This is a genomic window from Arthrobacter sp. CAN_A214 (assembly GCF_015751955.1).
In the GTDB taxonomy this organism is placed as follows: Bacteria; Actinomycetota; Actinomycetes; order Actinomycetales; family Micrococcaceae; genus Arthrobacter_D.
Genome location: NZ_JADOUU010000023.1, coordinates 1 through 24,096 on the forward strand (window position 1 = coordinate 1; position 24,096 = coordinate 24,096).

Below are 24,096 nucleotides of genomic sequence, written 5' to 3' on the forward strand. Positions count from 1 at the left end.
CTCCTTCTTCTCACCCGCCGTCAGCTTCCGCTTCCCACCACCCTTGACCCGCTTCAAATCAGAAAGCTCACTCAAAACCGACATAACCCACCCACGCCTTCAGGCAGGTCCAGCGGGAAGACGGTGCCCCGAGCGGGCCGCCTGCCAGGTGAAACACGGACTTCAATCACGAGTTTTCTCTCCACATCTCTGGGGATCCTTGCGGAACTTCAGACGAGCATACGTCAGAAAGCGCTTTCCCAAAAGGGGGGTTCGTCAACCGTTATCTGAGGAAGCCGGTCGCCGGTTGCGCGGCGCACGCGGGATCGAGGTGCCTCCCGCAGGCCCGGTGCACGTTCCTAGCGCAGGTCCGCCACCAGCTCTGCATGCCGTTCGTCCGTCAGGCGGTACCAGTGCATGATGACCACGGATGCCAGGACCAGAAGCCCGGGGATCAACCCGGCAGCCGCCCGGATACCGAGTATGGCCGAATCAGACTGGGCGTCCGCTCCGGACACATACCCGCCCCAGGCCAGCGAGAAGGCAACAATTCCCCCGCCGAATGCCATTCCCAGCTTCCGGGTAGCGGACAGGAGGGCGTAGTTGATTCCCTCCACCCGCACCCCCGTCTTCCACTGCCCGTACTCCACGGTGTCGGCAATCAACGCCCACGTCAGGATGCTCACCGAGGCGGTCGAGACGAGTCCGAGGAGAATTCCCGCAAGGCCGAGCAGGGGAAGCTCGGGAGGGGTCAGGAAGACCAGCAATCCCCCCGCCGCCCCGGCTGCCCCGCCCCCGCAGTAGATGGCGCGCTTGCCCCAACGGGTCACCAGATGGGGGATGACGACGGCGAGCGCCAGGGTAATCACGACCTGCGCTACAGCCACCACGGGGTACAGGTCCAACCGTTGCAGGACGTCCCTCAGGTAGAAGAACTGCGAGGTGCTCATTCCGTTGGCTCCGGTGACGAACAGCCCTGAGCTGACGCAGAGAATCAGTAGAGGGGAATTGGCTTTGAAAGCCGCGGTACTGTCGCTGAGCGTGATCCTGGGAACGGTCCGGCGTACCTGCTCGACACACACGGCGCCGGTGAAGAAGTACAGCAGGGTACCTACGACGGCGAACCCTACGGTCAACAGGGTGAAGATCTGCTGCATGTCATCGCCTGCCCCGAGAAGCGGTGCAACAAAGAAGCCGAGGGTCGCACCGACCGTCAGCCCGCCGATGCTCCGGGCGCCCGCGAGCCTGGACCTCTCCTTCGGGTTCTGGGTCATCGCCCCGACCAGGCATCCGTAGGGGACATTGACCATGCTGTAGGCGAAGCACGCGAAGGCGTAGGTGCAGTAGGCGTAGAGAAGCTTGTCGCCGGGATCGACGTCCGGCACATGGAAGACGGCGACGCTTGCCAGGAGGGGCACGAACCCGAACATCAGAAAGGGACGAAATTTGCCCCAGCGCCTGCCGTTTCCGTAATCGGCGACGCGGCCCGCGAAGATGTCCGTGAACGCATTGAAGACTCGCGCCACCAACAGCAGGATGCCCGCCGCTGCAGCCCCGATGCCGGCCACGTCGGTGAGATAAACGAGGAGGAACATGTTCGCCGTGGTGATGATCATGCTGTTGGCGGCATCCCCGGCTCCGTAGCCGACTATGCTGGCCCTGCTCAACTTCTTCATGGAATTCCGCGTCCTTGGGGTAACCGATGTCGACCGGGCCTACCGCGGACCTGCAGTGCAGGGGGATGATCTGGTGCGGCGAAGCCCCGCGGGAAGCGGGACTGCACCCATCGTAGGGACCCTGCCGTCGCTTCAGCAAACGTTTTCCCGGCCGTGGGAAACGTAGCGGGACACGATGAAACCCGCAGGTAACAGCCGGCGTGACGGCAGATGAGGACGAGTCGCTTGGTATCTTCCAGGTGCTGGGCCTGCCACACCCCTCCTACCGATGGTGTCCGATGCGGCGCCCCATCAGGTGGGCTAGAGGCGGGCATGACCGCCTCTCACGTCGTCGCGGGCGTGGTGACCGTCGCAATCGTGCGCCACGGGGAGCAGCTGCGGTGGTCATCGATGGGCACCATCGAGGCGGCCGTGACGACCATCGTGCGTCTGATCCGGCTCTGCCAGGTCCCGGAGGAACGCCGCCGCGGCTTCCTCGAGCACGCATCCTATGGGCTGGGCGAATTGTTGCAGCGCGACATCCGCTTACAGTTACGCGGCCCTCCCGCGCAACAGTTCTCCTGCTCCCAGGTCCACCTCCGCCCTGCGGTGCGACGTCGACTGCAGCCTCCGCCCTGTGTGCCTTCCCACGACCCATCGGCTGATATCTTCTTTGGCACGCCGCCGGCTGGGCCGCCTTTTCAGTAGAGCCTGAGCGCAACTCACCGAGCGCCCGACCGGGTCCATCTGACCGGTCTCGTATCCGCTCCCCGCCGACGCTCGATGAGGTGGCGTGCCTCGTCCGGCGTTCTGCTGCCGGCTTGCCTCAGCGGTACGCGTGCACGCCTCCATACTTCGGTAGACCCTGCGCTCGTGCAGGGTCGGTTTCTGCCATTTTGGTCGTCGCTCCCGGGAACTACGTCTATAACCACTACGTGAAGGCACGCGAGGACGGCTGGGGACGAACCGCCCAGGAATCCCGCTCCTGGTACCTGAGCCATGGTCCGTCCTGGCACCGGTCCTCATCAGACGGGGGTTGCTGCCGATCCTCAGGTGGCGGTACACGGTGGCACGGCTGGCTCCGATGATCTTCCCGATGTCGGATGGAGTAATCAGCCCCGACGGCGGGTGGACAGCGCATATCCTCCGGCGAAGGAAAGAACCGGAACCAGCGCGAGAACGATACTCAGCGACCACGGGGCACTGGTGACCAGCGGGAAATTGATGAGTACCAAGACCAGGCATCCGATCAGCAGCAACGCAGCCAGGAAAGGGATGACCTGCATGCGGAGAGTCGACGTGCACAATCGTTTGTTCCGGCTGAAGAACAACACGGCGGAAGCGGAGGTGAAGATCAGCAGGAGGACGAAACCTATGGTCGCGACCCCGGCCATCGAGCCGAATACGTTGACCAGTGGGTCGACATCGAACAATGAGAATCCGATGATCACTACGAGCACCACCACTGACTGTCCGAGCGAGGACGCGTAGGGTGACCCGAATCGAGGGTGAACCCGATGGAACACCCTCGGCAGGTAGCCTTCTCCGGCGAGAGTGAACTGGTACCGGGTGGCGATATTGTGCAATGACAGGACACAGGCGAGAAGACTGGTCAGCAGGAACACGTCCATGATATGCCGGGCGGTCAAGCCGGCGTAGGTCTCCATGGCGCCGAGCATGAAGTTGTTCGGATCGTTGACGGCCGCCTGAACCGCATTTGCTGGTCCCCATGCTTCGACGAGCAGCCATGAGGAAACCGTGTAGAAAACCCCGATGATTACCACTGCGACGTAGGTCGCCCGTGGGATCGTCCGGTCCGGGTTCTTGGCCTCATCGCGGAAGACAGCCGTCGCCTCGAATCCGATGAAACCGGTCAGTGCGAACAGGACAGCCACGCCCAGGGTGGGCTCCAGGACATTACCCGGCAGGAATGACTGGCCGGTGAGCCCCTCGGCCCCGCCCCGCGCGAGGATGGCGGCATCAAGGATCAGAACAATCCCGATCTCGCACACCATGAGCACGCCCAGCACCTTGGAACTGAAGTCGATGCTGAACACGCCCAGCACCAACACCAGGAACCACGCCACCAGGGCGTAGAGCCACCAGGCAATCACGGGGCCGCCGAAACTCTCCACGAATCCGGCCACGCTACCGCCCAGGAACCCGTAGATCCCGATTTCGATGGCGGTGTACGTGACGAAAGCTAGGAACGCTGCGCCTACGCCGGCATGCTGTCCGAAACTCTCCCGGATGTACGCGTAGTATGCCCCGGACTCCTTGATGTGTGGAGTCATCGCCACGAATCCGATAGAGAACAACAGCAGCACGACCGAGGCGATGAGGAACCCCGCGGGGGCTCCGATACCGTTGCCACTGCCTACGGTCAGTGCGACATTGCCACCGATCACCGTCAGCGGCGCGGCTGCAGCCACCACCATGAAAACGATACTGGGCACACCCAACGAGCCTTCGAGATGCTCCCCATCCTTCGGGTCATAGCCAGCACTGCGGGGTGGATCCGGCAGATCCGTGCGTGTACTCATCGAAACCTTCTTTGATGGCGGATAGAAGCAACTTCGGCGCTGCAACAGAACTATTCATACGGTAGGGACGGCGTGTTTCGTGAAAGTCATAAGTTGTGACCGGGAGGTTACCGACCCGGCGATACGCTATATCAGTATGAGCACCCTCACCATCGCTGCATGGCAGGCAGCCGGCTACCTCGACGACAGAGAGGCTAACCTGCAGGCCATCAATGACGCGGCCGCACGGGCTACCGCTCGAGGGGCAGAACTGCTGGTCACCCCGGAGATGTACCTGAGCGGATACAACATCCCCTATGAACGCCTATTGCGGCAGTCCACCACCGACTCGGTGGCCGAGATAGCCGAGATCGCTTCCGCGCATGGGATCGCCATTCTCGCTGGTGTTCCGGAGTTCACTGACGACGGCGTATTCAACACCTCGCTCCTCGTAACTCCTGAGGGCCAGCGATTGATGCAGCACCGCAAGTACCAACTGTTCGGAGAACTGGACCGCGGCCTGTTTCTGGCCGGCGATCATCCCGTGACGACGTGCATCTACCGTGGTGTGCGACTCGGCACGATGATTTGTTACGACGTCGAGTTCCCCGAAACCGTCCGCGCGGCGGCTCTGGCGGGAGTTGAAGTACTGCTCGTGCCCACCGCTCAAATGGAGGGCTTCGAACATGTCAATGACGTGGTAATTTCCGCCCGAGCCTGGGACAACGGTCTGTACCTCGCATACATCAACAGAATCGGAAGAGAGGAAGATCTGACCTATATCGGCCGGAGCGTGATGTGCGACCCGAAGGGCCGTCGCGTCGCCGAAGCAGCCCCGGGACAGGTCGAGGACCTGCTGGTATACACCGTTGACACCAGAATTGTCGCTGCTGCCCGGACCACGAATCCTTACCTGACCGATCTCCGCAGAATTTATGAGGCCAGTCCATCGCTGTCCGCGCCATAACTTGCTGGTCGATGTCTGTGAGCGGTATCTGACTATGGAGGACGGACGAATCCGGTGGCAGCTCCACTCACCCGATGCTACGGGCGCTCCAATAGACCATCAGAAATAGGTTGTGGGTATGACGAATGCTTCACACGAGGCTGCGCCTGAGCTGATCATCCGGACGGAGCGGCCCGAGGATATAGACACGACTCACCCTCTGGCGGCCAGGGCGTTCGAGGGACAGCCCTTCACCTCTGGAACAGAGGCGGGCATCATCCGCGCTCTGCGTGCCTCTGGTGATGTGATGCTGTCCCTGGTCGTGGAGAAGTCCGGACGCGCCTAGGTGCACCGCGGATCGGACATCCTTCGAGCAACCGGCGCCAGTGGATATGCGCTTATCGGTGACCCCTCAATCTATGGGAGATCCGGCTTCACGTCCGGAACCCTGACCTATAAGAGGGGCCACAAGTCTTTGGTACAGCACGTCGTGCTCGACGGCGCAGCGACCACTCAGGGCGAACTCGTATTCCTGCCGGCATTCGACGATGCGTAGGCAGCTCGAGCCCTGAGCCCATCATGGTGCACAGCTACCACCCCATCCGGAGAGCCGGTGCGAGCGGGCGCACTTGACGAGATGGTAGGTCGTCGATTCGTCCATCGGCGTCAGAGCGCCTTCCATCGATCAGGCATGCATTCGGCCCCTGAGCTGTCAGCAATCAGAGAGCGTGGCAGGTCTTCCCATCGCGGCGGAGGCTTAGCCCCCAAGACGTGGCGTAGGTTCCCAATACTCTTGGTGCGCATCCCCTCGGCAAGGTGTCCGTGCTCGAGGGCGCGGGTCCACCGCGGTCGAGGTACTGATACGTAGGCGTTCGTACTGTGTCCGTTCCCCCCAACATCGTGACTCGGCACATCCGCGAGGGTGTCGATATGAGCTCAGGACACGGATCCGCAGGCCACTGACTTGCTCGCTGCCTGAGTCCGTCGTGACGACCTACCATCAGCCGGTAGTAGCGAGTGAGCTGCTGACGCGCGATGTTCACTTCCTCAGCAGCAACCTCCTGATCGCCGTCCTCGTCCCCATCCGTGTGCAGGACCTCGAACTTATCGACCGTCTGGTGATGAACGATCTTGGTGATCTCGGGTGCGTCGATCAACGGTGACGAAACGGCCGGCACTCCATGGTGCCTACAGAGATTCAGCCGGTTTCCTGAGCGGTTATCACCCAGGCGAACAATGTGGTGGACAAGTAGATTTTCTTTGTTTTCAAGTGTTTGACAGCTGCGCTCTTAGTAGCGACTACCTGATTTTCCGATCAAATTGGCCACTAACAAGTAATTGTTACTCGTGTTTCCTCCTCCTCAGGTTCATAGATTGAGTGTTGTACCACTAATCACTATGCGTGAGGGGACCACGCCTTCTGCATCCACATAGAGGGTGTTCGTAGCATCCGCAGCCTTCGAATGTGGCATTAGGTGACCCGAATTATCCGAAACGATTGGCCAGTTCAGAGGTCGGCTTCAGACCACGTTTCACGGAGTGCCCCGGTGTGCCAGTGCCACTTCATATGAATGGAGAAAAAGAGTGAAACGTATTCTCGCAGCCCTGGGAAAACCTGGGTCTGGTCTCGCCGGGCGTAGATCCGCCGGCGGTCGCCGCAGCTGAAGAGCTGATCCGAGATTTGCTGCGCCATTGGTTTCGCCCAGAACCCATTCGTCGCAATCGACGTCAACCTCAACGGACACGGCGAGGGGGCGCGACTCACGCGCCAATCCACGCCCGAACTCAACTAACAGGAACAACAGGTAAATATGAACAAGCACACAGGGCTACTGGCCCTCGCCGTCACTGCCGGTCTCAGCACGTTCTCCGTCGCCCCGGCGTTCGCAACAGGTTACGTGACCGAACCTGCCGAACAGGTGTGTGGCGAAGGTACAAGCGGCAAGCAGGACGTCACCGGGGCAGGGAGCCCGGAGGTCACCGTCGTTGCCCCGCAGGGACAGCTCATTGCGAGCTACTGCGTCAAGGCCGGTTCCTCCAACCAGGGCAACGGTCCCGAGACCGTCGTCCTGTCCGTCCCCCAGTCACAGGTAACGATCAGCCACTCGAGCGGGAAGGACATTTCCCACTTTTCCTACACGTTGGTTCCCGTGCCTGTCGTCGTCGCTCCCATCCCGGAAGCCCCTGTCGAGGAAACCCCTGTCGAGCCGACTCCCGAGCTTCCCGTCGATGAGGCTCCTGTCGTCGTCGCTCCCATCCCGGAAACCCCTGTCGAGGAAACCCCTGTCGAGCCGACTCCCGAGCTTCCCGTCGATGAGGCTCCTGTCGTCGTCGCCCCCATTCCGGAAACCCCTGTCGAGGAAACCCCTATCGAGCCGACTCCCGAGCTTCCCATCGACGAGGCTCCTGCCGTCGGCGCCCCCATCCCGGAAACCCCTGTCGAGGAAACCCCTGTCGAGCCGACTCCCGAGCTTCCCGTCGAGAAAGCTCCTGTCGTCATTGTGCCTGTCGAGGTACCGGTCTCCGTGACAGTGAAAGTGCCCCTTTCGCCGGTCGTCGTCGTGGACACCCCTGACAACGTTCTTCCGGTGCTCGACTATGCAGCGGTCGGTGTTTATTACGAGAACTGCTCCGAGGCCCGGGACGCACTGGGTCGCTCCATCCTCTCGGGTGAAGAGGGCTTCCGCGCCGGTCTCGACCGGGACGGCGACGGTATCGGCTGTGAGCTCGATACCGACCGCATCTCAACTGACGAGGGCACCGAGAACAACACCGGCAACAGTGGAGCTCTTGGGACCGACGATGACGACGCGGCCACTGACAGCACAGAACAACTTGCCTACACGGGCACGGACGACAGCATGAAAATCGTTGGGGGCATCGGCGCCGGTCTCCTGGTTCTCGGTGCCGGTTTGGTCCTTGCGGGCCGTGGCCGTCACCGCGCAGTCAGGGCATAGCACGATCCGACAGCACACTGCGAGGGGCCGGTTCTCGAACCGGCCCCTCCCACCGGCGCCGCTTAAGCCTCGTCCCGCGATGCCCAACGGTCTTCCCGCTCCTCCCCGACCAACTCCGACACCAGGTGCTCATCACTCAGCCACCGCGCTGAATAAGACGCGAACGAGTGTGGTGTGCAGCGGGACGCTTCTACCGAAGCATCGGTTCTCACGGTGATGCGGCCTAGCCGGTGGAGTCGCGGAGGAGGACCTTCCCGACGATCGGTTCGGGCTCCGTCGATTTCGGGTGAAGGGCCAACCGTGCCGCCGTCTCGCCCATCCGCTCCAGCGGAAGGTGCACCGTGGTCAGCCCGGGAGTGGTGTCGCGCAGGGTCGGGATGTCGTCGAAGCCGGTGACCATCATGTCGCCGGGAACTGTCATTCCGACCGATCGAAGCGCCGTAATGGCACCAAGGGCCATCACGTCATTGACCGCGAGAAGGCAGGCCCGCTCCCCCTCCAGCTCCTTCCTGCACGCCAGAGCAGCGGAGAACCCGCCGTCGTGCGTGAAGTTGTCCGCCACCACTGCGAGCGGCGCGAGGCCGGCGGCCTGTAGCGCATCGGTGAAGCCCCGGACGCGGTCACGCACGGTCTTCAGTCCGGGCGGGCCGCTGAGAATCGCGAACCGGGTGAGGCCCCTCTCGACGAGCTCGGTCACCAGTGCCAAGGCGCCGTCGTAATTCCCGATCGGCAGGCTGATCCCGACACCCGATCCTCCGCCGATCGTCACCACGCGGCCGCCGTTGTTCGCATACCGCTGCAGTTCCTTTTCCAGCACGCTTCCGGTTGACTGTTTGCGGGACCCGGCGAGAATGATCGCATCGGTGCGATGCGACGCGAAGGCGCTGACCGCTTCGAGTTCGGCGTTCTCGGCCGGGTCGGTGCTGGCCAGGAGAACCTGGCGGTTGAACTGGCGGGCGCCGTGCTGCACGCCCCGCGCTATGGAGGAGAAGTAGGGGTCGGAGATGTCGTGCACGACGAGCCCTACCAGCCCGGTCGACGAGCGGGCGAGGGCCTGGGCCTGGGCATTGGCGATGTAACCGAGTTCGAGCGCGGAGGCGCGCACGCGCACGGCGATCTCCTCGGCAGGACGGCGGTCCGACCCATTGAGCACCCGCGACGCGGTGGCCAGGGATACTCCTGCGTGGCGGGCAACGCCGGCGAGGGTTACAGCGGCCATGTGCTTCCTGACTTTCTGCAATGAGTCATTGACGGGCGGATTGCCGTCAGTCTATATTGGAAAACGCTTTCCAATCACATCCGCAGCAGGAGCTGACATGACTGAGATCCGAACCATCCGTATCGCAATGAACGGCATCACCGGGCGCATGGGATATCGCCAGCACCTGCTGCGCTCTATCCTGCCCATCCGCGAGGCCGGCGGCTTCACGCTTGAGGACGGCACCCGCGTCCAGGTGGAGCCCATTCTGGTGGGTCGCAATGAAGCGAAACTCCGCGAGCTGGCCGAGCAGCACAAGGTTGAACGGTGGACCACCGACCTCGACGGAATCATCGCTGATCCCACCGTGGACGTCGTATTCGACGCCTCCATGACCTCCCTCCGCGCAGCGACGCTGCGGAAGGCGATGGCGGCAGGCAAGCACATCTTTACGGAGAAGCCGACGGCGGAAACGCTGGAAGAGGCCGTCGAGCTGGCCCGGCTGGCCCAGCAGGCCGGCATCACGGCGGGTGTGGTCCACGACAAGCTGTACCTTCCGGGACTGGTCAAGCTCCGCCGGCTCGTCGATGAGGGATTCTTCGGCCGCATCCTCTCCCTGCGCGGCGAGTTCGGCTACTGGGTCTTCGAAGGCGACCACCAGGCTGCGCAGCGCCCCTCGTGGAACTACCGCAAGGAGGACGGCGGCGGCATGACCACCGACATGTTCTGCCACTGGAACTACGTGCTGGAGAACATCATCGGCACGGTCAAGAGCGTGAGCGCTAGCGCCGTCACCCACATCCCGGCCCGCTGGGACGAGCAGGGCAACGAATACCAGGCCACCGCCGACGACGCCGCATACGGATTCTTCGAGCTCGAAACTCCTGCCGGGGACCAGGTCGTCGGACAGATCAACTCCTCATGGGCGGTGCGTGTCTACCGCGACGAGCTGGTCGAATTCCAGATCGACGGAACCCACGGATCCGCCGTCGCAGGGCTGAACAAGTGCGTCGCCCAGCAGCGCGCCCACACCCCGAAGCCCGTCTGGAACCCGGACCTGCCCGTCACCGAGTCCTTCCGCGACCAGTGGCAGGACGTACCGGCCAACGCGGAACTGGACAACGGCTTCAAACTGCAGTGGGAGGAGTTCCTGCGCGACGTCGTCGCCGGCCGGGAGCACCGCTTCGGGCTTCTCTCGGCGGCTCGCGGAGTGCAGCTGGCCGAACTCGGCCTGAGGTCCTCCGCCGAGCGCCGCACCATCGACATTCCGGAAATCAGCCTGTGAGCCACCTCGATCTGCCCACCGCTGACGGAGGGCTCAAGCGCTATGAATTGAGCGGGGGCCGGTCCTGGGCCCGGCCTGCCTCGCCCCTGACCTCGCGGGCCGTGTACGCGGCAGCGCACGTGATCCCCGAGGTTGGAGCGGACAATACCCCCGGCGCCCCGGCGGTGCTGGACTGGGAACGCACCCTCGCCTACCGCAGGGAACTGTGGTCCTACGGGCTCGGCGTGGCGGACGCGATGGACACTGCGCAGCGCGGCATGGGACTCGACTGGTCTGCCACGCAGGAGCTGATCAAGCGCTCCGGCGCCGAGGCGGCCGCCGTCGTCAGCTCTGGTGCAGCGGCAACCGCCGGCAAGTCGGTGCGGGATCTGCTGGCCTGCGGTGCCGGCACCGACCAGCTTGACCTGGCCGCCCTCCCTGCAGGCAAAGCCGGGCTCGACGCCGTGATCGAGGCCTACCGCGAGCAGGTTTCCCTGGTGTCCGGTGCGGGCGCAAAGGTGATCCTCATGGCCTCCCGGGCGCTGGCCGCCGTGGCCGAGGGACCCGACGACTACCTCTACGTGTACGGCACGTTGCTGGCCGAGATGGACCAGCCGGTAGTCCTGCACTGGCTGGGCACCATGTTCGATCCCGCGCTGGAGGGGTACTGGGGCACCACCGACGTCGGCCGGGCCACCGAGGTTTTCCTCAGCCTCATCACGGACAACGCGGCAGCGGTGGACGGCGTCAAGGTCTCGCTCCTCGACGCCTCGCACGAGGTGTCCCTGCGCGCCGCCCTCCCGGCAGGTGTGCGGTTGTATACGGGCGACGATTTCAACTATCCCGAACTGATCCACGGCGACGGCGAGCACTCCTCCGACGCCCTGCTGGGGATCTTCGCCGCCATCTACCCCGCCGCGTCCGCCGCGCTGCAGGAGTACGACGCCGGCAACCCGGACGCCGGGCGGGCGATCCTCGACTCCACCCGCGACCTCGGGCTGCACATCTTCAGTGCGCCCACCCTCTATTACAAGACGGGGGTGGCCTTCCTGTCCTGGATCAACGGACGGCAGCCGGGCTTCCAGATGGTGGGCGGCCTGCACGCCGGGCGGTCCGTTCTCCATCTCGCGAAAACGTTCGAGCTGGCGGATGCCGCCGGTCTCGTCGAGAACCCGGAGAAGGCCGCCCACCGGTTCGGGCAGCTTCTGGCAACCTACGGAGTGGGCGTATGAGTGATTTCAGCAGGTTGTCGATCAATACGGCGACCACCAAGAACATCTCCCTGGCCGACGCCGTGCGCCTGTACTCCGACGCCGGCCTGCAGTCGATCGGTGTCTGGCGGGACCGCGTGGAGGAGGCAGGCCTCGACAAGGCCGCGCGGCTGATCTCGGACGCGGGCCTGACGGTGTCGAGCCTGTGCCGGGGCGGTTTCCTGACCGCTGCCGATGCGGCGGGCCAGCGGAACGCCCTGGAGGACAACACCCGCGCCATCGAGGAAGCCGCGACACTCGGCACCCACGAACTCATTCTGGTGGTGGGCGGGCTCCCCGCGGCGGGTCCGTTGGCCGGTGATTCAGCTGGCACGGGCGCCCCCACAGAAGGAGCGAAGGATGTGGTGGCGGCCCGCGCGCGGATCGCCGACCGCCTCGCCGAACTGGTGCCGGTGGCCGCGGAGCACAATGTCCGGCTGGTGCTCGAGGCACTCCATCCCATGTATGCGGCGGACCGCGCGCTGCTGTCCACCCTGGGCCAGGCGCTCGACCTCGCGGCGCCCTTCCCGGCGGAGACCGTCGGCGTCGTCGTCGATACCTTCCACGTCTGGTGGGATCCGCAGCTCGAGGAACAAATTCGACGCGCGGGTGGCGAGGGGCGCCTGGCCTCCTATCAGGTCTGCGACTGGAACCTCCCGATCGCCTCCGACGCCCTGCTGTCCCGCGGGTACATGGGGGACGGCTACATCGACTTCGCGACGATCGGCAAGTGGGTCTCCGACACAGGCTACGCGGGCCCTGTCGAGGTGGAGATCTTCAACCGCGACATCTGGGATGCTCCACCGGCCGAGGTGGTGGAAACGGTGAAGGCCCGCTATGCCGAGCACGTGCTGCCGTACCTCTGACCTGCGCCATCGCAGGCTGGACAGGCAACCCACGCCGATACCACCGGTCCGCGCGGATCGGGGACAATGGAGTGTGCCCGTTCTTACCGAAGCCCCTGTTCTCGACTCCGAAGCCATCCGCCGCGAAGCGGGCCGGAGGCGCACCTTCGCCGTCATCTCCCACCCCGACGCCGGCAAATCCACGCTCACCGAGGCCCTGGCGCTCCTCGCCCGCGCCATCCAGGACGCCGGCGTCACGCACGGCAAGTCCAGCCGCCACGCGACGGTGTCGGACTGGATGGGCATCGAGCAGGAGCGCGGCATCTCCATCAGCTCGGCCGCGCTGCAGCTCACCTACCGGGACACCATCCTCAACGTCGTTGACACCCCGGGCCACGCCGACTTCTCCGAGGACACCTATCGCGTGCTCGCCGCGGTGGATTCCGCCGTCATGCTCATCGACGCCGCCAAGGGCTTCGAACCGCAGACCGTGAAGCTGCTGGCCGTCTGCAAGGCGCGCAACATTCCCATCATCACCGTGATCAACAAGTGGGACCGCCCGGGCCTCGATGCCCTGGGACTCATCGACGACGTCGGCGCGCGCACCGGGATGGTGCCGGTGCCCCTGACGTGGCCGGCCGGGATCGCCGGAGACTTCCAGGGATTGCTCGATGTCCGGGAGGGGCGGGCCGTCCGTCTCGAAGCGGTGGGCGGCGGCGCCCAGGCTGCCGAGGAAACCGTGGTGGACATCGGTTCCCTTCCTCTCCTCGACGCCGGAGTCTGGCTCGATGCGCAGGAGGAAGCAGGGCTGGTGGCGGCGTCGAACGGCGACTTCGATCCGGAAGAATTCGCCGCAGCCCGCCAGACCCCCGTGCTGTTCGCGGCGGCGGCGAAGAACTTCGGCGTCTCGCAGCTTCTCGACATCCTCGTGGAGCTTGGCCCTGCCCCGTCGCCCCGGCCGTCCATCGACGACGAGCGCAGGCCGGTGGATGCCCCCTTCTCCGGTTTCGTCTTCAAGGTCCAGGCCGGCCAGGACAGTGCGCACCGCGACCACATCGCCTACCTGAGGATCTGCTCCGGAACCTTCGAGCGCGGCATGGTCATCACCAACCAGCGCACCGGCAAGCCGTTCGCCACGAAGTACGCCCACCGCGTGCTGGGCAGGAGCCGTGAGGTGGTCGATACCGCGTGGCCGGGCGACGTCGTCGGGCTCGTGAACGCCACCAGCCTGCGGGTGGGCGACAGCCTGTTTTCCGAGGAGCAGGTGCGGTTCCCGGACATTCCCCGCTTCTCCCCCGAGCTCTTCGCGGTGGCCCGGGCCAAGGATCCGGGACGCTACAAGCAGTTCCGACGCGGCATCGACCAGCTGGAGCACGAGGGCGTGGTGCAGGTGCTGCGCTCGGACCTTCGAGGAGACCAGGCGCCCGTCCTCGCGGCGGTCGGTGCGCTGCAGTTCGAGGTGGCTGCACAGCGGCTCGGAACCGAATTCAACGCGCCGACGTCCCTGGACAACCTGTCCTACACCCTCGCGATGCGCGTGGCCCCCGAGAGCGAAGGCGTGCCGGAAACGTTCCGCGGCGGGGAAATCCTGCGCCGGGCCGACGGCGAGATCATCGCCGTCTTCGGTGACAAGTGGAAGGTGGGCCACTTCAAGAAGGACTTCCCGGACGTGCTGCTGGAGACCATCGGCGCGGCGGTCGACTAGCCGGTTTCCCGGCCCCACTGGTGGACCGGGGCCCCCTGCCGCGCATCGGATCCAGGGGGCCCGGGGCTTCAGCTGTTTCCGCCGGGAGGGTGCGGCGACGGAAGCCGGTGTGCCTCAGCTGAAGGTGCCGGCGGCCTTGACGGCAAGCACGGGACGGTCCACCTGGAGCAGGATCCGCTGGGCATGGCTGCCCAGGATGAATTTGCCGACCTGGCTGCGCTTCCTCAGCCCGATCACGATGAGGGAGGCATCCATCTCGTCGGCCACCTCGATGAACTCTTCGGTGAGGTCATTGGTGTGCCCCTGTTGCCGGACCGTCGCGGAGACGCTGGCCTTCCGGGCGCGAGCAATGAGCTCGGCGACCTGGTCCTCGGGGATGAGTGAGGCATCCACGGGTGCGCCCGTCCGCGGTGAGTTGAGGATGACGACATCCGTCTGCCGCAGGCGTGCTTCCTCGAGGCCTGCTTCCAGGGCGGCCTCTCCTTCGGGCGTTGGAACGTAGCCGATCAGGATGCTCATACCGTCTCCTTGAACTTGGTGGTGGATTCTGCGGCCCGGCGGGATGACCGGACCTTGAGTGCCTTCTGGATGAACGGCAGGATGATGACGACGAGGAAGACGAACAGCAGGACGGCCGTGATGGGCCGCTGTGCGAACTGGGTTGCATCGCCGCCGAAAAGCAGGAGCGAGCGGCGCAGGCTCTCCTCGAGCAGCGCTCCGAGCACGAAGGCCAGGACCAGCGGACCCGGTTCATAACCGAACTTCTTCATCAGGTACCCGAAGACGCCGAAGAAGATGACGAGCCAGATATCGAAGACGCTGTTGTTGATGGTGTAGACACCGATCAGCGTGATCAGCACGGTCACCGGGGCGAGGATCGCGGGCCGCACCCGGAGGATGCGGACGAAGACGCCCACCAGAGGAATGCTCATGATCAGCAGCAGGATGTTGCCGATGTACATCGAGTTGACGACGCCCCAGAACAGTTCAGGATCGTTCTGCACGAGTTGCGGTCCAGGCGTCACGCCCTGGATCAGGAGTGCACCGAAGATGATGGCCATGGTGGCGTTGGCAGGGATGCCGAGGGTCAGCAGTGGAATGAAGGACGACGTCGCTGCGGCATTGTTCGCTGATTCCGGAGCGGCGACGCCCTCGATCGCGCCGCGGCCGAAGCGGGACGGGTCCTTGGCCCGCTTCTTCTCCATCGCGTACGCAGCGAGGGAGGAAAGCGTCGCGCCGCCGCCGGGAAGGATCCCGAGGAAGAACCCCAGGACCGAGCCGCGGCCGATGGCGCCCGAGGCCTGTTTCATGTCCTTGCCCGAGGGCCAGACATTGGCGACCTTCGAGGGGGCCTGGACCTTGTTGTGACGTTCCTCGAGGTTGTAGAGGATCTCCCCGAGCCCGAAGATGCCCATGGCGATAGGAACGAAATCCAGCCCGTCGGCCAGGGACAGGTTGCCCAGGGTGAAGCGTGACTCTCCCGTGAACCCGTCACGGCCGACCGTGGCGAGGAGGAGACCGATTGCTGCGGCGATAAGGGCCTTCAGGCGGCCTCCGTTGCTGACGGTGGCTACCAGCAGGATGCCGAGCAGGGCCAGCGCGGTGTACTCGGGTGGCCCGAAATCCAGCGCGAAGCCGGCCACCAGCGGAGCCAGGAAGGTCAGGCCGATGATGGACACGGTCCCACCGATGAAGGAGCCGATGGCGGCAATGCCGAGGGCGGTGCCCGCCTTCCCCTGTTTCGTCAGCGCGTAGCCGTCGAACACCGTGACCACGGAGGAGGCTTCTCCCGGCAGTCGCAACAGGACCGAGGTGATGGTGCCGCCGTACTGTGCGCCGTAGAAGATCCCGGACAGCATGATGATCGCCGTCACGGGTTCCACCCCGTAGGTCAGGGGCAGCAGGATGGCGATCGTCGCCGCTGGTCCGAGGCCGGGCAGCACGCCGATCAGCATGCCGATGACGACGCCGAGGAGGCAGTACAGCAGGTTGGTGGGTTCCAGGACGACGCCGAAGCCGTTCAGGACCGGTTCAAAAAATTCCATGGGGTTCCCTAGAACAGATGCGGGATGGGCACGTTGAGCGCGGAGACGAACAGGAGGTAGAACGCGGCGGTGATGGCGACGCTCAGCAGTGCCGTCATCCGCCAGGTCTCACGGCCCAGGAACCGTAGCCAGATGATGGTCAGGAGCAGTGCCGGGATCTCGAAGCCGATCGTTCCGATGAGGAGGGTGAATCCGATGAGGCTGACGAGCCCTGCGAGGACCTGCAGGCTGGAGCGGGAGAACTTCTGCGCATCGAGGATGTTCCGCCCGAACAGGGCGAGCGCAACGGCGAGGACCACGATCAGGACACTGATGAGAAAGGGCCAGAGCCCGGCCTGCGGGTCGGCCGGGGAACCGAGTCCGAGCTGGAGGGAACCGAGAAGACCCGCGACGCCGATGGCGCCGGCCACCAGAGCGGAAGTGAGATTGGCCAGGGGCCCCGCAGCAGGGGGCTTCTCCTCCTCCCACTGCGCGGCGAGATCCTCGGGCGTCAGCTCGTCGACGAGGTCCGTCCCCGGCTCGGCAACAGGGCTGTCGCCGGCAGGGGCGGGGTGCGAACCGCCGGTTGCCCGGCGGTCCGCGTGGAAAGGGGTCGTCACTGCTCGCCGCCGAGGTCGATCTCGTACTTCTCCACCAGCTCCTTGTACTTAGCGGCGTTGGCTTCCCATTCCTCGGTGACCTGGGCTCCATCGACCTCGTGGGGGGTGAACAGGTTGCTCTCGTTGAACTCCTTGTACTCCTCGGTCTCGAAGGCGGCCGAGATGGCCGTGCGGAGCTCCTCGAGGACAGGTTCGGGGGTACCCTTGGGGGCCGCCACGGCACGGAATTGCGATACGGGAACGTCATATCCGCCCTCAACGGCCGTGGGGACGTCCGGCAGGTACTGGTTGCGTTCCTCCGAAAAGGTGACGATCGGCGTCAGCGTGCCTGCTTCGATCTGCGGCATGGCCTCGCCCAGCTGGATCGTGGCGAAGTCGACCTGGTTGCCGAGGAGCGCCGTCATCGCCGGTGACCCACCGTCGAAGGGGACATCGGTTCCCTCGACTCCTGCCTGCTTGAACAGCAGGGCCTGGGCAAGCTGGCTGCCCGTACCGACGCCCGTCGTGGCGAAGTTGAAGGACTTGTCGGCCGCGACGATGTCTTCGACCGTCTTGTATTCGGATTCGGCGTTGGCCACGAGCACGTAGTCGTCCTGGGAGATCCCGGTGATGATCTCCAGATCATCCAGGGTGACGGCCTCGTCCTCACCCACCGCCAGAGGGGTGATGGCGATCAGCGAGGCGTTGAGCAGAATCAGGGTCTGCCCGTCAGGGGTGGCGTTGGCGACCTCCTGGGTGGCCAGTGCGCCGTTTGCTCCGGGCTTGTTGACCACGGGAATGGGAACCCCGAGAGGCTCGGACGCATTTTCCGCGATGGCTCGGCCGATCAGGTCGGTGCTTCCGCCGGGATCCTGCCCGATGGTCAGGGTGACGGGCCCCGATGGGAAATCGCTGCCGTCCTCACTGCCGCCCGAGTTGGCCACATTGCCGCCACAGGCCGAGAGGGTGAGCGCGAAGACAGCCGCAACACTCAGAATGGACGTGGAACGGGTGGCGGACTTCGGATTGAACATGGATCTCCTTTGATGAATGCTGGTCGGCGCCGGAGCATTGTGATGGTGATCACCCAGGCGCTAGTAAGAGCTTAGGAACACCCGTCATGCTTGTCTAAACCCAATAAAGTATAGGGTGATACCCTCTGGGTATGATGTATTCCCTCGACCAGCTGCGTGGTTTCGTTGCCGTGGCCGAGGAACTGCACTTCGGGCGAGCCGCCGAGCGCCTACGAATGACCCAGCCGCCGCTCAGCCGCCAGATCCAGAAGCTCGAAAAGGCCATCGAAGTCCAGCTGTTCGAGCGGGACAACCGCGGAGTCACCCTCACCGCCGCCGGCACTGCGTTCCTGGGAGAAGCGAGGCGCCTGCTGGCCCTGGCCGAGCGCGCACCGGATCTTGCCCGGCGCATCTCCCGCGGCTCGGCAGGTTCCATCCGCATCGGATTCACCGCAGCGTCGACGTTCGGCATCCTGGGGGCCCTGCTCAACGAAATCTCCACCGACCTCCCGGAGGTGGGCGTGGAGCTGCGCGAAATGGTGACCCGCGAGCAGATCGATGCCCTTCTCGAGGGAGACATCGACCTCGGCCTGGCCCGCCCGCCCTTCGACCAGGACGTCTTCAGCTCGCGGCTGCTCTACCGGGAACCCCTCGTGGCCGCCCTTCCTGAGAACCACCGGCTGGCTTCGATCGGCCGTCCGCTGGCGATCGGCGATCTGCGCAGCGAGCCCATCATCATGCATTCCCCTACCCAGGCGAGATACTTCTACGATCTCATCGTGCGCCTCGCGCCGGTGGGCGAGCTTCACTACGTCCATACGGTCGCGCAGATCCTCACCATGGTCTCGCTCGTGGCGGCCAACCGCGGAATAGCCCTGGTTCCCCATTCCGCAACAGTGCTGGGTATCCCCGGAGTGCACTTCGCAGAAATTTCGGGCTTCGGCACGGATCCGGTCGAGCTTTTTGCCATCTGGCTCAAGGACTCCAGAAATCCCGCGCTTCACCGCGTTCTGGAAACGATAACCGACTCTTTCCAGTGAGCGGTTGATACCGTCAGGGTATCGAATCATTCAAAAACAGTCTTAGACAAGCATGGGCTCCTTTCCTAGGCTGGGTGCATATCGGAATCCCGGAGCATCCTCTCCGTGCCGCCCTACCGAAGGACCTACCCGTGGCCCACCTGAATCCCTCCGAGCTGGCGCAGCGCGTCAAATCGGGTCTGCTCTCCTTCCCTGTGACCCACTTCGACGAGACGCTGCAGTTCGATGAGGGCCGCTACCGGAACCACCTCGCGTGGCAGGCGAGCTACGACGTCGCCGGCCTGTTCGCTGCCGGCGGCACCGGTGAAGGCTTTTCCCTGACCACCGCCGAGATCGACCGGGTCGTCCGGGTGGCCGTCGACGAGATCGGCGGCAAGGTCCCCGTCATCGCCCCCGCCACCGGCGGCACGTTCACCGCCATGGAACAGGCCCGCGCGGCCGAAGCAGCCGGAGCCGACGGCGTCCTGCTCCTGCCGCCCTACCTCACGGAAGCCGACCAGGAAGGCCTGATCGAACACGTCAGCGCCGTCTGCGCGGCCACCAACCTCGGCGTCATCGTGTACAGCCGGGCGAACGCCGTGCTCAACGACCGGTCGGTGGCCATTCTCGCGGACCGCAACCCCAACCTCATCGGCTTCAAGGACGGCATCGGCAACATCGAGCAGATGACCCGCATCTACGCCCGGGTTGGCGACCGTCTGGCCTACATCGGCGGCCTGCCGACCGCCGAAACCTTCGCCCTGCCGCTGCTGCAGCTCGGCGTCAGCACCTACTCCTCCGCCATGTTCAACTTCGTTCCCGAATTCGCCCTCGGGTTCTACAAGGACGTCATTGCCCAGGACCGCACCGCCGTGTACGAAAAACTCAACAACTTCGTCATCCCCTACCTGGACATCCGCGACCGCGTGAAAGGCTACGGGGTGTCCATCATCAAGGCCGGCCTCGACGCCGTGGGCCGCAATGGCGGTTCGGTGCGGCCACCCCTGCAGAACCTCACCGAAGCAGACCTTTTCGAACTATCCACTCTGATCAAGAAGATCAGCTAGGAGCATTCTCATGACCACCACCTTCACCCCAGCCGTGACCGGCCGGTCCATTCTTGCCGGCGAGCCCACCGCGGGCAACGCCGCGAGCGTGTACGCGATCAACCCCGCGACCAACGAGAAGCTCGAACCCGCCATCGCCCTGATCGATGAGGACCAGCTCACGACGGCGACGAAGGCCGCCGAGGCGGCCTTCGATACCTACCGGGCGACGACACCCACCGAGCGCGCCGATTTCCTGGAGCGGATCGCCGACAACATCGATGCCCTGGGCTCGGCCCTGACAGAACGCGCCGTACTGGAAACAGCGCTGCCCGCCGGGCGCATCGAGGGCGAGCGCGCCCGCACCGTGGGACAGCTGCGGCTCTTCGCCGCCGTCGTCCGCCAGGGTGACCATGTCGAGGCCCGCATCGATCCGGCCCAGCCGGACCGCGCGCCCCTCCCCCGCCTGGACATCCGCCAACGCCATATCGCCCTCGGGCCTGTCGCGGTCTTCGGTGCCAGCAACTTTCCCCTGGCCTTCTCCACCGGCGGCGGTGACACCGCCTCGGCCCTGGCCGCGGGCTGCCCGGTGATCGTCAAGGCCCACAACGCCCACCCTGGAACCGCCGAGCTCGTCGGCCAGGCCATCACCCAGGCCGTCCAGGACAGCGCGTTGCCCGCCGGAGTGTTCTCCCTGGTGTTCGGAGCCGGCCGCTCCATCGGGCAGGCACTCGTCGCCGATCCCCGCATCAAGGCCGTGGGCTTCACCGGCTCACGCAGCGGCGGCCTCGCCCTGATGGCCACCGCCGCGGCACGCCCGGAACCCATTCCGGTCTACGCGGAAATGTCCTCCATCAACCCGGTCTTCGTCCTGCCCGGAGCCCTTGAGGGCGACGTGGACAAACTCGCCGCCGACTTCGTGGGATCACTGACCATGGGGGCGGGGCAGTTCTGCACCAACCCCGGACTGATCTTCGTGCCCACCGGCGCCCAGGGCGATGCGTTCATCAACGCCGCGGACAACATCCTCAAGGGCACCCCCGGGGCCACCATGCTCACCCCCGGCATCGCCGAGGCCTGCATCGCCGGCATTACCCGGCTCCGTGAGGACCCCACCGTGACCGCCCTGGCCCAGGGACAGCCGGGTACCACCGAGAACGCGCCCGCGCCGGCCGTTTTCAGCACCAGCGTGGAATCCTTCGAGAAGAACCCTGCCCTCCAGGAAGAGGTGTTCGGCGCTGCCGGTGTCTTCATCCGCTACACCACGGCTGGGGACCTCACCAGCGCCGCGGAAAGCCTCGAAGGTCAACTCACCGCCACCATCCACGGCACCCCGACCGACCACGCCGCCCTTGCACCCCTGCTTCCGGTCCTGGAGCGCAAGGTCGGCAGGATCCTGTTCAACAGCTGGCCCACCGGCGTCGAAGTGGGCCACGCAATGGTGCACGGCGGCCCGTTCCCCGCCACCTCCGATTCCCGCACCACCTCCGTGGGAACCCTGGCCATCACCCGATTCCAGCGCCCCGTCAGCTACCAGAACATCCCCGACGGACTCCTGCCCGCACCCCTCCAGGACGCCAACCCCTGGCACCTCAGCCGCCGCGTCAACGGAACCGTCACGCCCGAGACCGACCGATGAGTTCCACTCCGACGATCGTCTCCATCGAGGCTGTCCCGGTTGCCGGCCATGACAGCATGCTGCTGAACCTCAGCGGCGCCCATGGCCCGTTCTTCACCCGCAACATCGCCATCATCACCGACAGTGAAGGCAGAACCGGGCTCGGCGAGGTGCCGGGTGGGGAAGCCATCCGGACCACCATCGAGGAAGCCGGCAAACTGCTGACGGGCCAGCCGATCGCGCTGTACCGCCAACTGCTGCGGCAGGTGTCGGAACGTTTCGCCGACCGCGACTCCGGAGGCCGTGGCGCGCAGACCTTCGATCTCCGCACGACCATCCATGCCGTCACCGCCCTCGAGTCGGCCCTCCTTGACCTGATGGGCCAGCACCTGGGCGTTCCCGTCGCGGAACTGCTGGGTGAAGGCCAGCAGCGCGAGCGGGTCCAGATGCTCGGCTACCTGTTCTACGTGGCCGACCGGAAGCGCACCGACCTCCCCTACCTCAGCGGTGATGACACCTCGGATGCCTGGGGCAGGCTCCGCCGGGAGGAAGCGATGACTCCGGAGGCGATCGTCGCCCTGGCCGAAGCGGCCCAGGACCGGTACGGCTTTCAGGACTTCAAGCTCAAGGGTGGCGTCCTGAGCGGCGCTGAGGAGGTCGAGGCGGTCCGGGCCCTCTCGGCACGGTTCCCCAACGCCCGCATCACCCTGGACCCCAACGGCGGATGGCTGCTGAAGGAAGCCATCGAGCTGTGCTCCGACCTGCACTCCGTCCTCGCCTACGCCGAAGATCCATGCGGCGCCGAAGGTGGATTCTCCGGGCGGGAGACCATGGCCGAGTTCAAGCGGGCAACAGGGCTTCGGACGGCGACGAACATGGTGGCGACCGACTGGCGGCAGATGGCGCACGCCATCCGCTCCAACGCCGTGGACATCCCGCTGGCCGATCCCCACTTCTGGACGATGCAGGGCTCGGTGCGGGTCGCGCAGCTGTGCAACGACTTCGGGCTGACCTGGGGATCGCACTCGAACAACCACTTCGACATCTCGCTGGCCATGTTCACCCATGTCGGGGCAGCGGCCCCTGGGGACATCACCGCCCTGGACACACACTGGATCTGGCAGGACGGTCAACCGCTGACCAAGGATCCGCTGAAGATCGAGGATGGGCACATTACCGTGCCGCAGCGAGCCGGTCTGGGCATCGACCTCGACCGCGATGCGCTCCAGGCAGCACACGAGCTCTACCTCGAACACGGCCTCGGCGCCCGGGATGACGCCGTCACCATGCAGTACCTCGTGCCGAACTGGAGCTTCGACCCGAAGAAGCCCTGCCTCGTTCGGTGATCGGTATCAGCTGCCAGGTCTGCAACCAGCTGCCCCGTCCTCCTCGTACCCCCGGAGCGCGCCTCAGCCCTTCCCTACCGACTGCTCCGCAGGGAACCGGACCGGCCACTGCGGCGTCCGGTTCTCGGCAACCGCGAGAATGCCCTGAGCGGCATGGACAGCCATCCGAAAGGTCACGATGCGGCCCTGGCCAGATCCCGGCCCCCGACCAGCGCGCCGAGGAATCCTGTGACAGTTGCGCGGTCATCGTCATTGAGGGTGGAGATCGGAGGCCGGACGTCCCGGCTGCACAGGCCAAGCTGCGCGAGGGCTTCCTTGACCACACTGACGTTGTGCTCCGAGTTGTTACGGGCACGCAGTTCCTCGAAGGGGCGGATGGTGGCCCAGATTCCCATCACTTTCTCCCGGTCGCCGCTCCGAAGGGCGTCCAGCAGATCCAGGGACAGTTCCGGGGCGAGGTTGACGAGGCCGGAGGTGAACCCGGTGGCACCGTAGGCGAAGTAGCCCGGCGCCGAAGACTCCGCGAGTCCTGCAATCCACACGATGTTCTGGGCTTGGCAGCCCTGCATCACCGTCGCGAAACGAACGGGGTCGGGAACCGCGTACTTGACGGCGACGAGGTTCGGGGCCCGGCCTGCGAGTTCCCCGATGTCGCTTCCTTCGATGGTGGGGTTGCGCAGGTAGATGACCACCCCCAGTTCCGGAACTGCGGCGGCAATCTCCGCCTGGTAATCCACCCAGCCGGAACGGCTCACGGAGGGGTGAACGGGCTGGTGGATCATAATGGCGTGCGCGCCCGCCGCCCGAGCATGTTCGGCGGCCTCGACCGCCTGGGGAAGGGATCCGCCGACACCTGCCACGATCACCGCCGTGATTCCTACGGCGTCGACGGTGGCATCCAGCACTTCGCGGGTTTCAGCCGGGCTCAGGGCGTAGTACTCGCTGGTGTTCCCGTTGGGGGTGACCACCTTGATTCCGTGATCGACCATGTGGTTCAGAACCGCCCGATACGCAGGTCCGTCGATGGCGCCGTTTGGGGCAAAGGGGGTGACCGGGATGGCGACGATTCCGGCCATGGCGTCGCGCAGCTGAGGGAATTCCACGATGAAC

The 24,096-nt window shown here is 65.1% G+C and carries 21 protein-coding genes; 13 read left to right on the top strand and 8 right to left on the bottom strand.

Going from position 1 to position 24,096, the window contains the following annotated elements:
* Positions 1 to 338: 338 nt before the first annotated feature.
* Positions 339 to 1,655, bottom strand: a complete 1,317-nt coding sequence (locus IWX65_RS14490; protein ID WP_196883905.1) for a glycoside-pentoside-hexuronide (GPH):cation symporter — start codon at positions 1,653 to 1,655, stop codon at positions 339 to 341.
* A gap of 312 nt (positions 1,656 to 1,967) precedes the next feature.
* On the opposite strand from IWX65_RS14490, the gene IWX65_RS14495 reads away from it, so the two are divergent.
* A complete protein-coding gene (locus tag IWX65_RS14495; protein ID WP_196883907.1) occupies positions 1,968 to 2,342 on the top strand; it encodes a hypothetical protein in 375 nt (124 codons plus the stop codon).
* A gap of 404 nt (positions 2,343 to 2,746) precedes the next feature.
* On the opposite strand, the gene IWX65_RS14500 is transcribed toward IWX65_RS14495, so the two are convergent.
* Positions 2,747 to 4,177: an APC family permease gene (locus IWX65_RS14500; RefSeq protein WP_196883909.1), complete on the bottom strand. Its 1,431-nt coding sequence runs from the start codon at positions 4,175 to 4,177 to the stop codon at positions 2,747 to 2,749.
* Between the two features lie 136 nt (positions 4,178 to 4,313).
* Between IWX65_RS14500 and IWX65_RS14505 the strand changes: the two genes are divergently transcribed.
* The 4 genes from IWX65_RS14505 (at position 4,314) to IWX65_RS14520 (ending at position 8,059) form a co-directional block, all read left to right on the top strand.
* Complete coding sequence (locus IWX65_RS14505) at positions 4,314 to 5,123, top strand: carbon-nitrogen hydrolase family protein (protein ID WP_196883911.1); 810 nt, start codon at positions 4,314 to 4,316, stop codon at positions 5,121 to 5,123.
* Between the two features lie 118 nt (positions 5,124 to 5,241).
* The gene (locus IWX65_RS14510; protein ID WP_196883913.1) at positions 5,242 to 5,448 is read left to right on the top strand and encodes a hypothetical protein; all 207 of its coding nucleotides are present in this window, start codon (positions 5,242 to 5,244) and stop codon (positions 5,446 to 5,448) included.
* A 640-nt stretch (positions 5,449 to 6,088) separates the two neighbouring features.
* Complete coding sequence (locus IWX65_RS14515; protein ID WP_196883915.1) at positions 6,089 to 6,265, top strand: hypothetical protein; 177 nt, start codon at positions 6,089 to 6,091, stop codon at positions 6,263 to 6,265.
* 648 nt (positions 6,266 to 6,913) lie between these two features.
* Positions 6,914 to 8,059: an excalibur calcium-binding domain-containing protein gene (locus IWX65_RS14520; RefSeq protein WP_196883916.1), complete on the top strand. Its 1,146-nt coding sequence runs from the start codon at positions 6,914 to 6,916 to the stop codon at positions 8,057 to 8,059.
* A gap of 223 nt (positions 8,060 to 8,282) precedes the next feature.
* Here IWX65_RS14520 and IWX65_RS14525 read toward each other — a convergent pair whose 3' ends face one another.
* Positions 8,283 to 9,278, bottom strand: coding sequence for a LacI family DNA-binding transcriptional regulator (locus IWX65_RS14525; RefSeq protein ID WP_196883917.1), 996 nt, complete (start codon positions 9,276 to 9,278; stop codon positions 8,283 to 8,285).
* A 97-nt stretch (positions 9,279 to 9,375) separates the two neighbouring features.
* On the opposite strand from IWX65_RS14525, the gene IWX65_RS14530 reads away from it, so the two are divergent.
* The 4 genes from IWX65_RS14530 (at position 9,376) to IWX65_RS14545 (ending at position 14,321) form a co-directional block, all read left to right on the top strand.
* Positions 9,376 to 10,542, top strand: coding sequence for a Gfo/Idh/MocA family protein (locus IWX65_RS14530; protein WP_196883918.1), 1,167 nt, complete (start codon positions 9,376 to 9,378; stop codon positions 10,540 to 10,542).
* Positions 10,539 to 11,753, top strand: coding sequence for a dihydrodipicolinate synthase family protein (locus IWX65_RS14535; RefSeq protein WP_196883919.1), 1,215 nt, complete (start codon positions 10,539 to 10,541; stop codon positions 11,751 to 11,753). The genes IWX65_RS14530 and IWX65_RS14535 overlap by 4 nt, the downstream gene beginning before the upstream one ends.
* Positions 11,750 to 12,637 carry a sugar phosphate isomerase/epimerase family protein gene (locus IWX65_RS14540; protein WP_196883920.1) on the top strand — a complete coding sequence of 296 codons (888 nt, stop codon included), beginning with the start codon at positions 11,750 to 11,752 and terminating at the stop codon, positions 12,635 to 12,637. Before IWX65_RS14535 ends, IWX65_RS14540 begins: the two co-directional genes overlap by 4 nt.
* 73 nt (positions 12,638 to 12,710) lie before the next feature.
* A complete protein-coding gene (locus IWX65_RS14545) occupies positions 12,711 to 14,321 on the top strand; it encodes a peptide chain release factor 3 (protein WP_334683886.1) in 1,611 nt (536 codons plus the stop codon).
* 114 nt (positions 14,322 to 14,435) lie between these two features.
* Here IWX65_RS14545 and IWX65_RS14550 read toward each other — a convergent pair whose 3' ends face one another.
* Genes IWX65_RS14550 through IWX65_RS14565 form a run of 4 tightly spaced genes read right to left on the bottom strand, consistent with a single transcriptional unit; the run spans position 14,436 to position 17,978 of the window.
* Positions 14,436 to 14,840, bottom strand: a complete 405-nt coding sequence (locus tag IWX65_RS14550; protein ID WP_196883922.1) for a universal stress protein — start codon at positions 14,838 to 14,840, stop codon at positions 14,436 to 14,438.
* Positions 14,837 to 16,366: a tripartite tricarboxylate transporter permease gene (locus IWX65_RS14555; protein ID WP_196883924.1), complete on the bottom strand. Its 1,530-nt coding sequence runs from the start codon at positions 16,364 to 16,366 to the stop codon at positions 14,837 to 14,839. Before IWX65_RS14555 ends, IWX65_RS14550 begins: the two co-directional genes overlap by 4 nt.
* A gap of 8 nt (positions 16,367 to 16,374) precedes the next feature.
* A complete protein-coding gene (locus IWX65_RS14560; RefSeq protein WP_196883925.1) occupies positions 16,375 to 16,965 on the bottom strand; it encodes a tripartite tricarboxylate transporter TctB family protein in 591 nt (196 codons plus the stop codon).
* Positions 16,962 to 17,978 (bottom strand): Bug family tripartite tricarboxylate transporter substrate binding protein, encoded by a 1,017-nt coding sequence (locus IWX65_RS14565; RefSeq protein ID WP_196883926.1) that lies wholly within the window; start codon positions 17,976 to 17,978, stop codon positions 16,962 to 16,964. Before IWX65_RS14565 ends, IWX65_RS14560 begins: the two co-directional genes overlap by 4 nt.
* A 134-nt stretch (positions 17,979 to 18,112) precedes the next feature.
* Between IWX65_RS14565 and IWX65_RS14570 the strand changes: the two genes are divergently transcribed.
* The 4 genes from IWX65_RS14570 (at position 18,113) to IWX65_RS14585 (ending at position 22,986) form a co-directional block, all read left to right on the top strand.
* Positions 18,113 to 18,997, top strand: coding sequence for a LysR family transcriptional regulator (locus tag IWX65_RS14570; protein WP_196883939.1), 885 nt, complete (start codon positions 18,113 to 18,115; stop codon positions 18,995 to 18,997).
* Between the two features lie 131 nt (positions 18,998 to 19,128).
* Positions 19,129 to 20,043, top strand: a complete 915-nt coding sequence (gene kdgD, locus IWX65_RS14575; RefSeq protein ID WP_196883927.1) for a 5-dehydro-4-deoxyglucarate dehydratase — start codon at positions 19,129 to 19,131, stop codon at positions 20,041 to 20,043.
* A gap of 10 nt (positions 20,044 to 20,053) precedes the next feature.
* Entirely contained in the window at positions 20,054 to 21,661 is a 1,608-nt protein-coding gene (locus tag IWX65_RS14580) for an aldehyde dehydrogenase (NADP(+)) (protein ID WP_196883928.1), read from the top strand.
* Positions 21,658 to 22,986 carry an enolase C-terminal domain-like protein gene (locus tag IWX65_RS14585; RefSeq protein WP_196883929.1) on the top strand — a complete coding sequence of 443 codons (1,329 nt, stop codon included), beginning with the start codon at positions 21,658 to 21,660 and terminating at the stop codon, positions 22,984 to 22,986. The genes IWX65_RS14580 and IWX65_RS14585 overlap by 4 nt, the downstream gene beginning before the upstream one ends.
* Positions 22,987 to 23,159: 173 nt before the next feature.
* On the opposite strand, the gene IWX65_RS14590 is transcribed toward IWX65_RS14585, so the two are convergent.
* Positions 23,160 to 24,089, bottom strand: a complete 930-nt coding sequence (locus IWX65_RS14590) for a dihydrodipicolinate synthase family protein (protein ID WP_334683887.1) — start codon at positions 24,087 to 24,089, stop codon at positions 23,160 to 23,162.
* Positions 24,090 to 24,096: the final 7 nt, after the last annotated feature.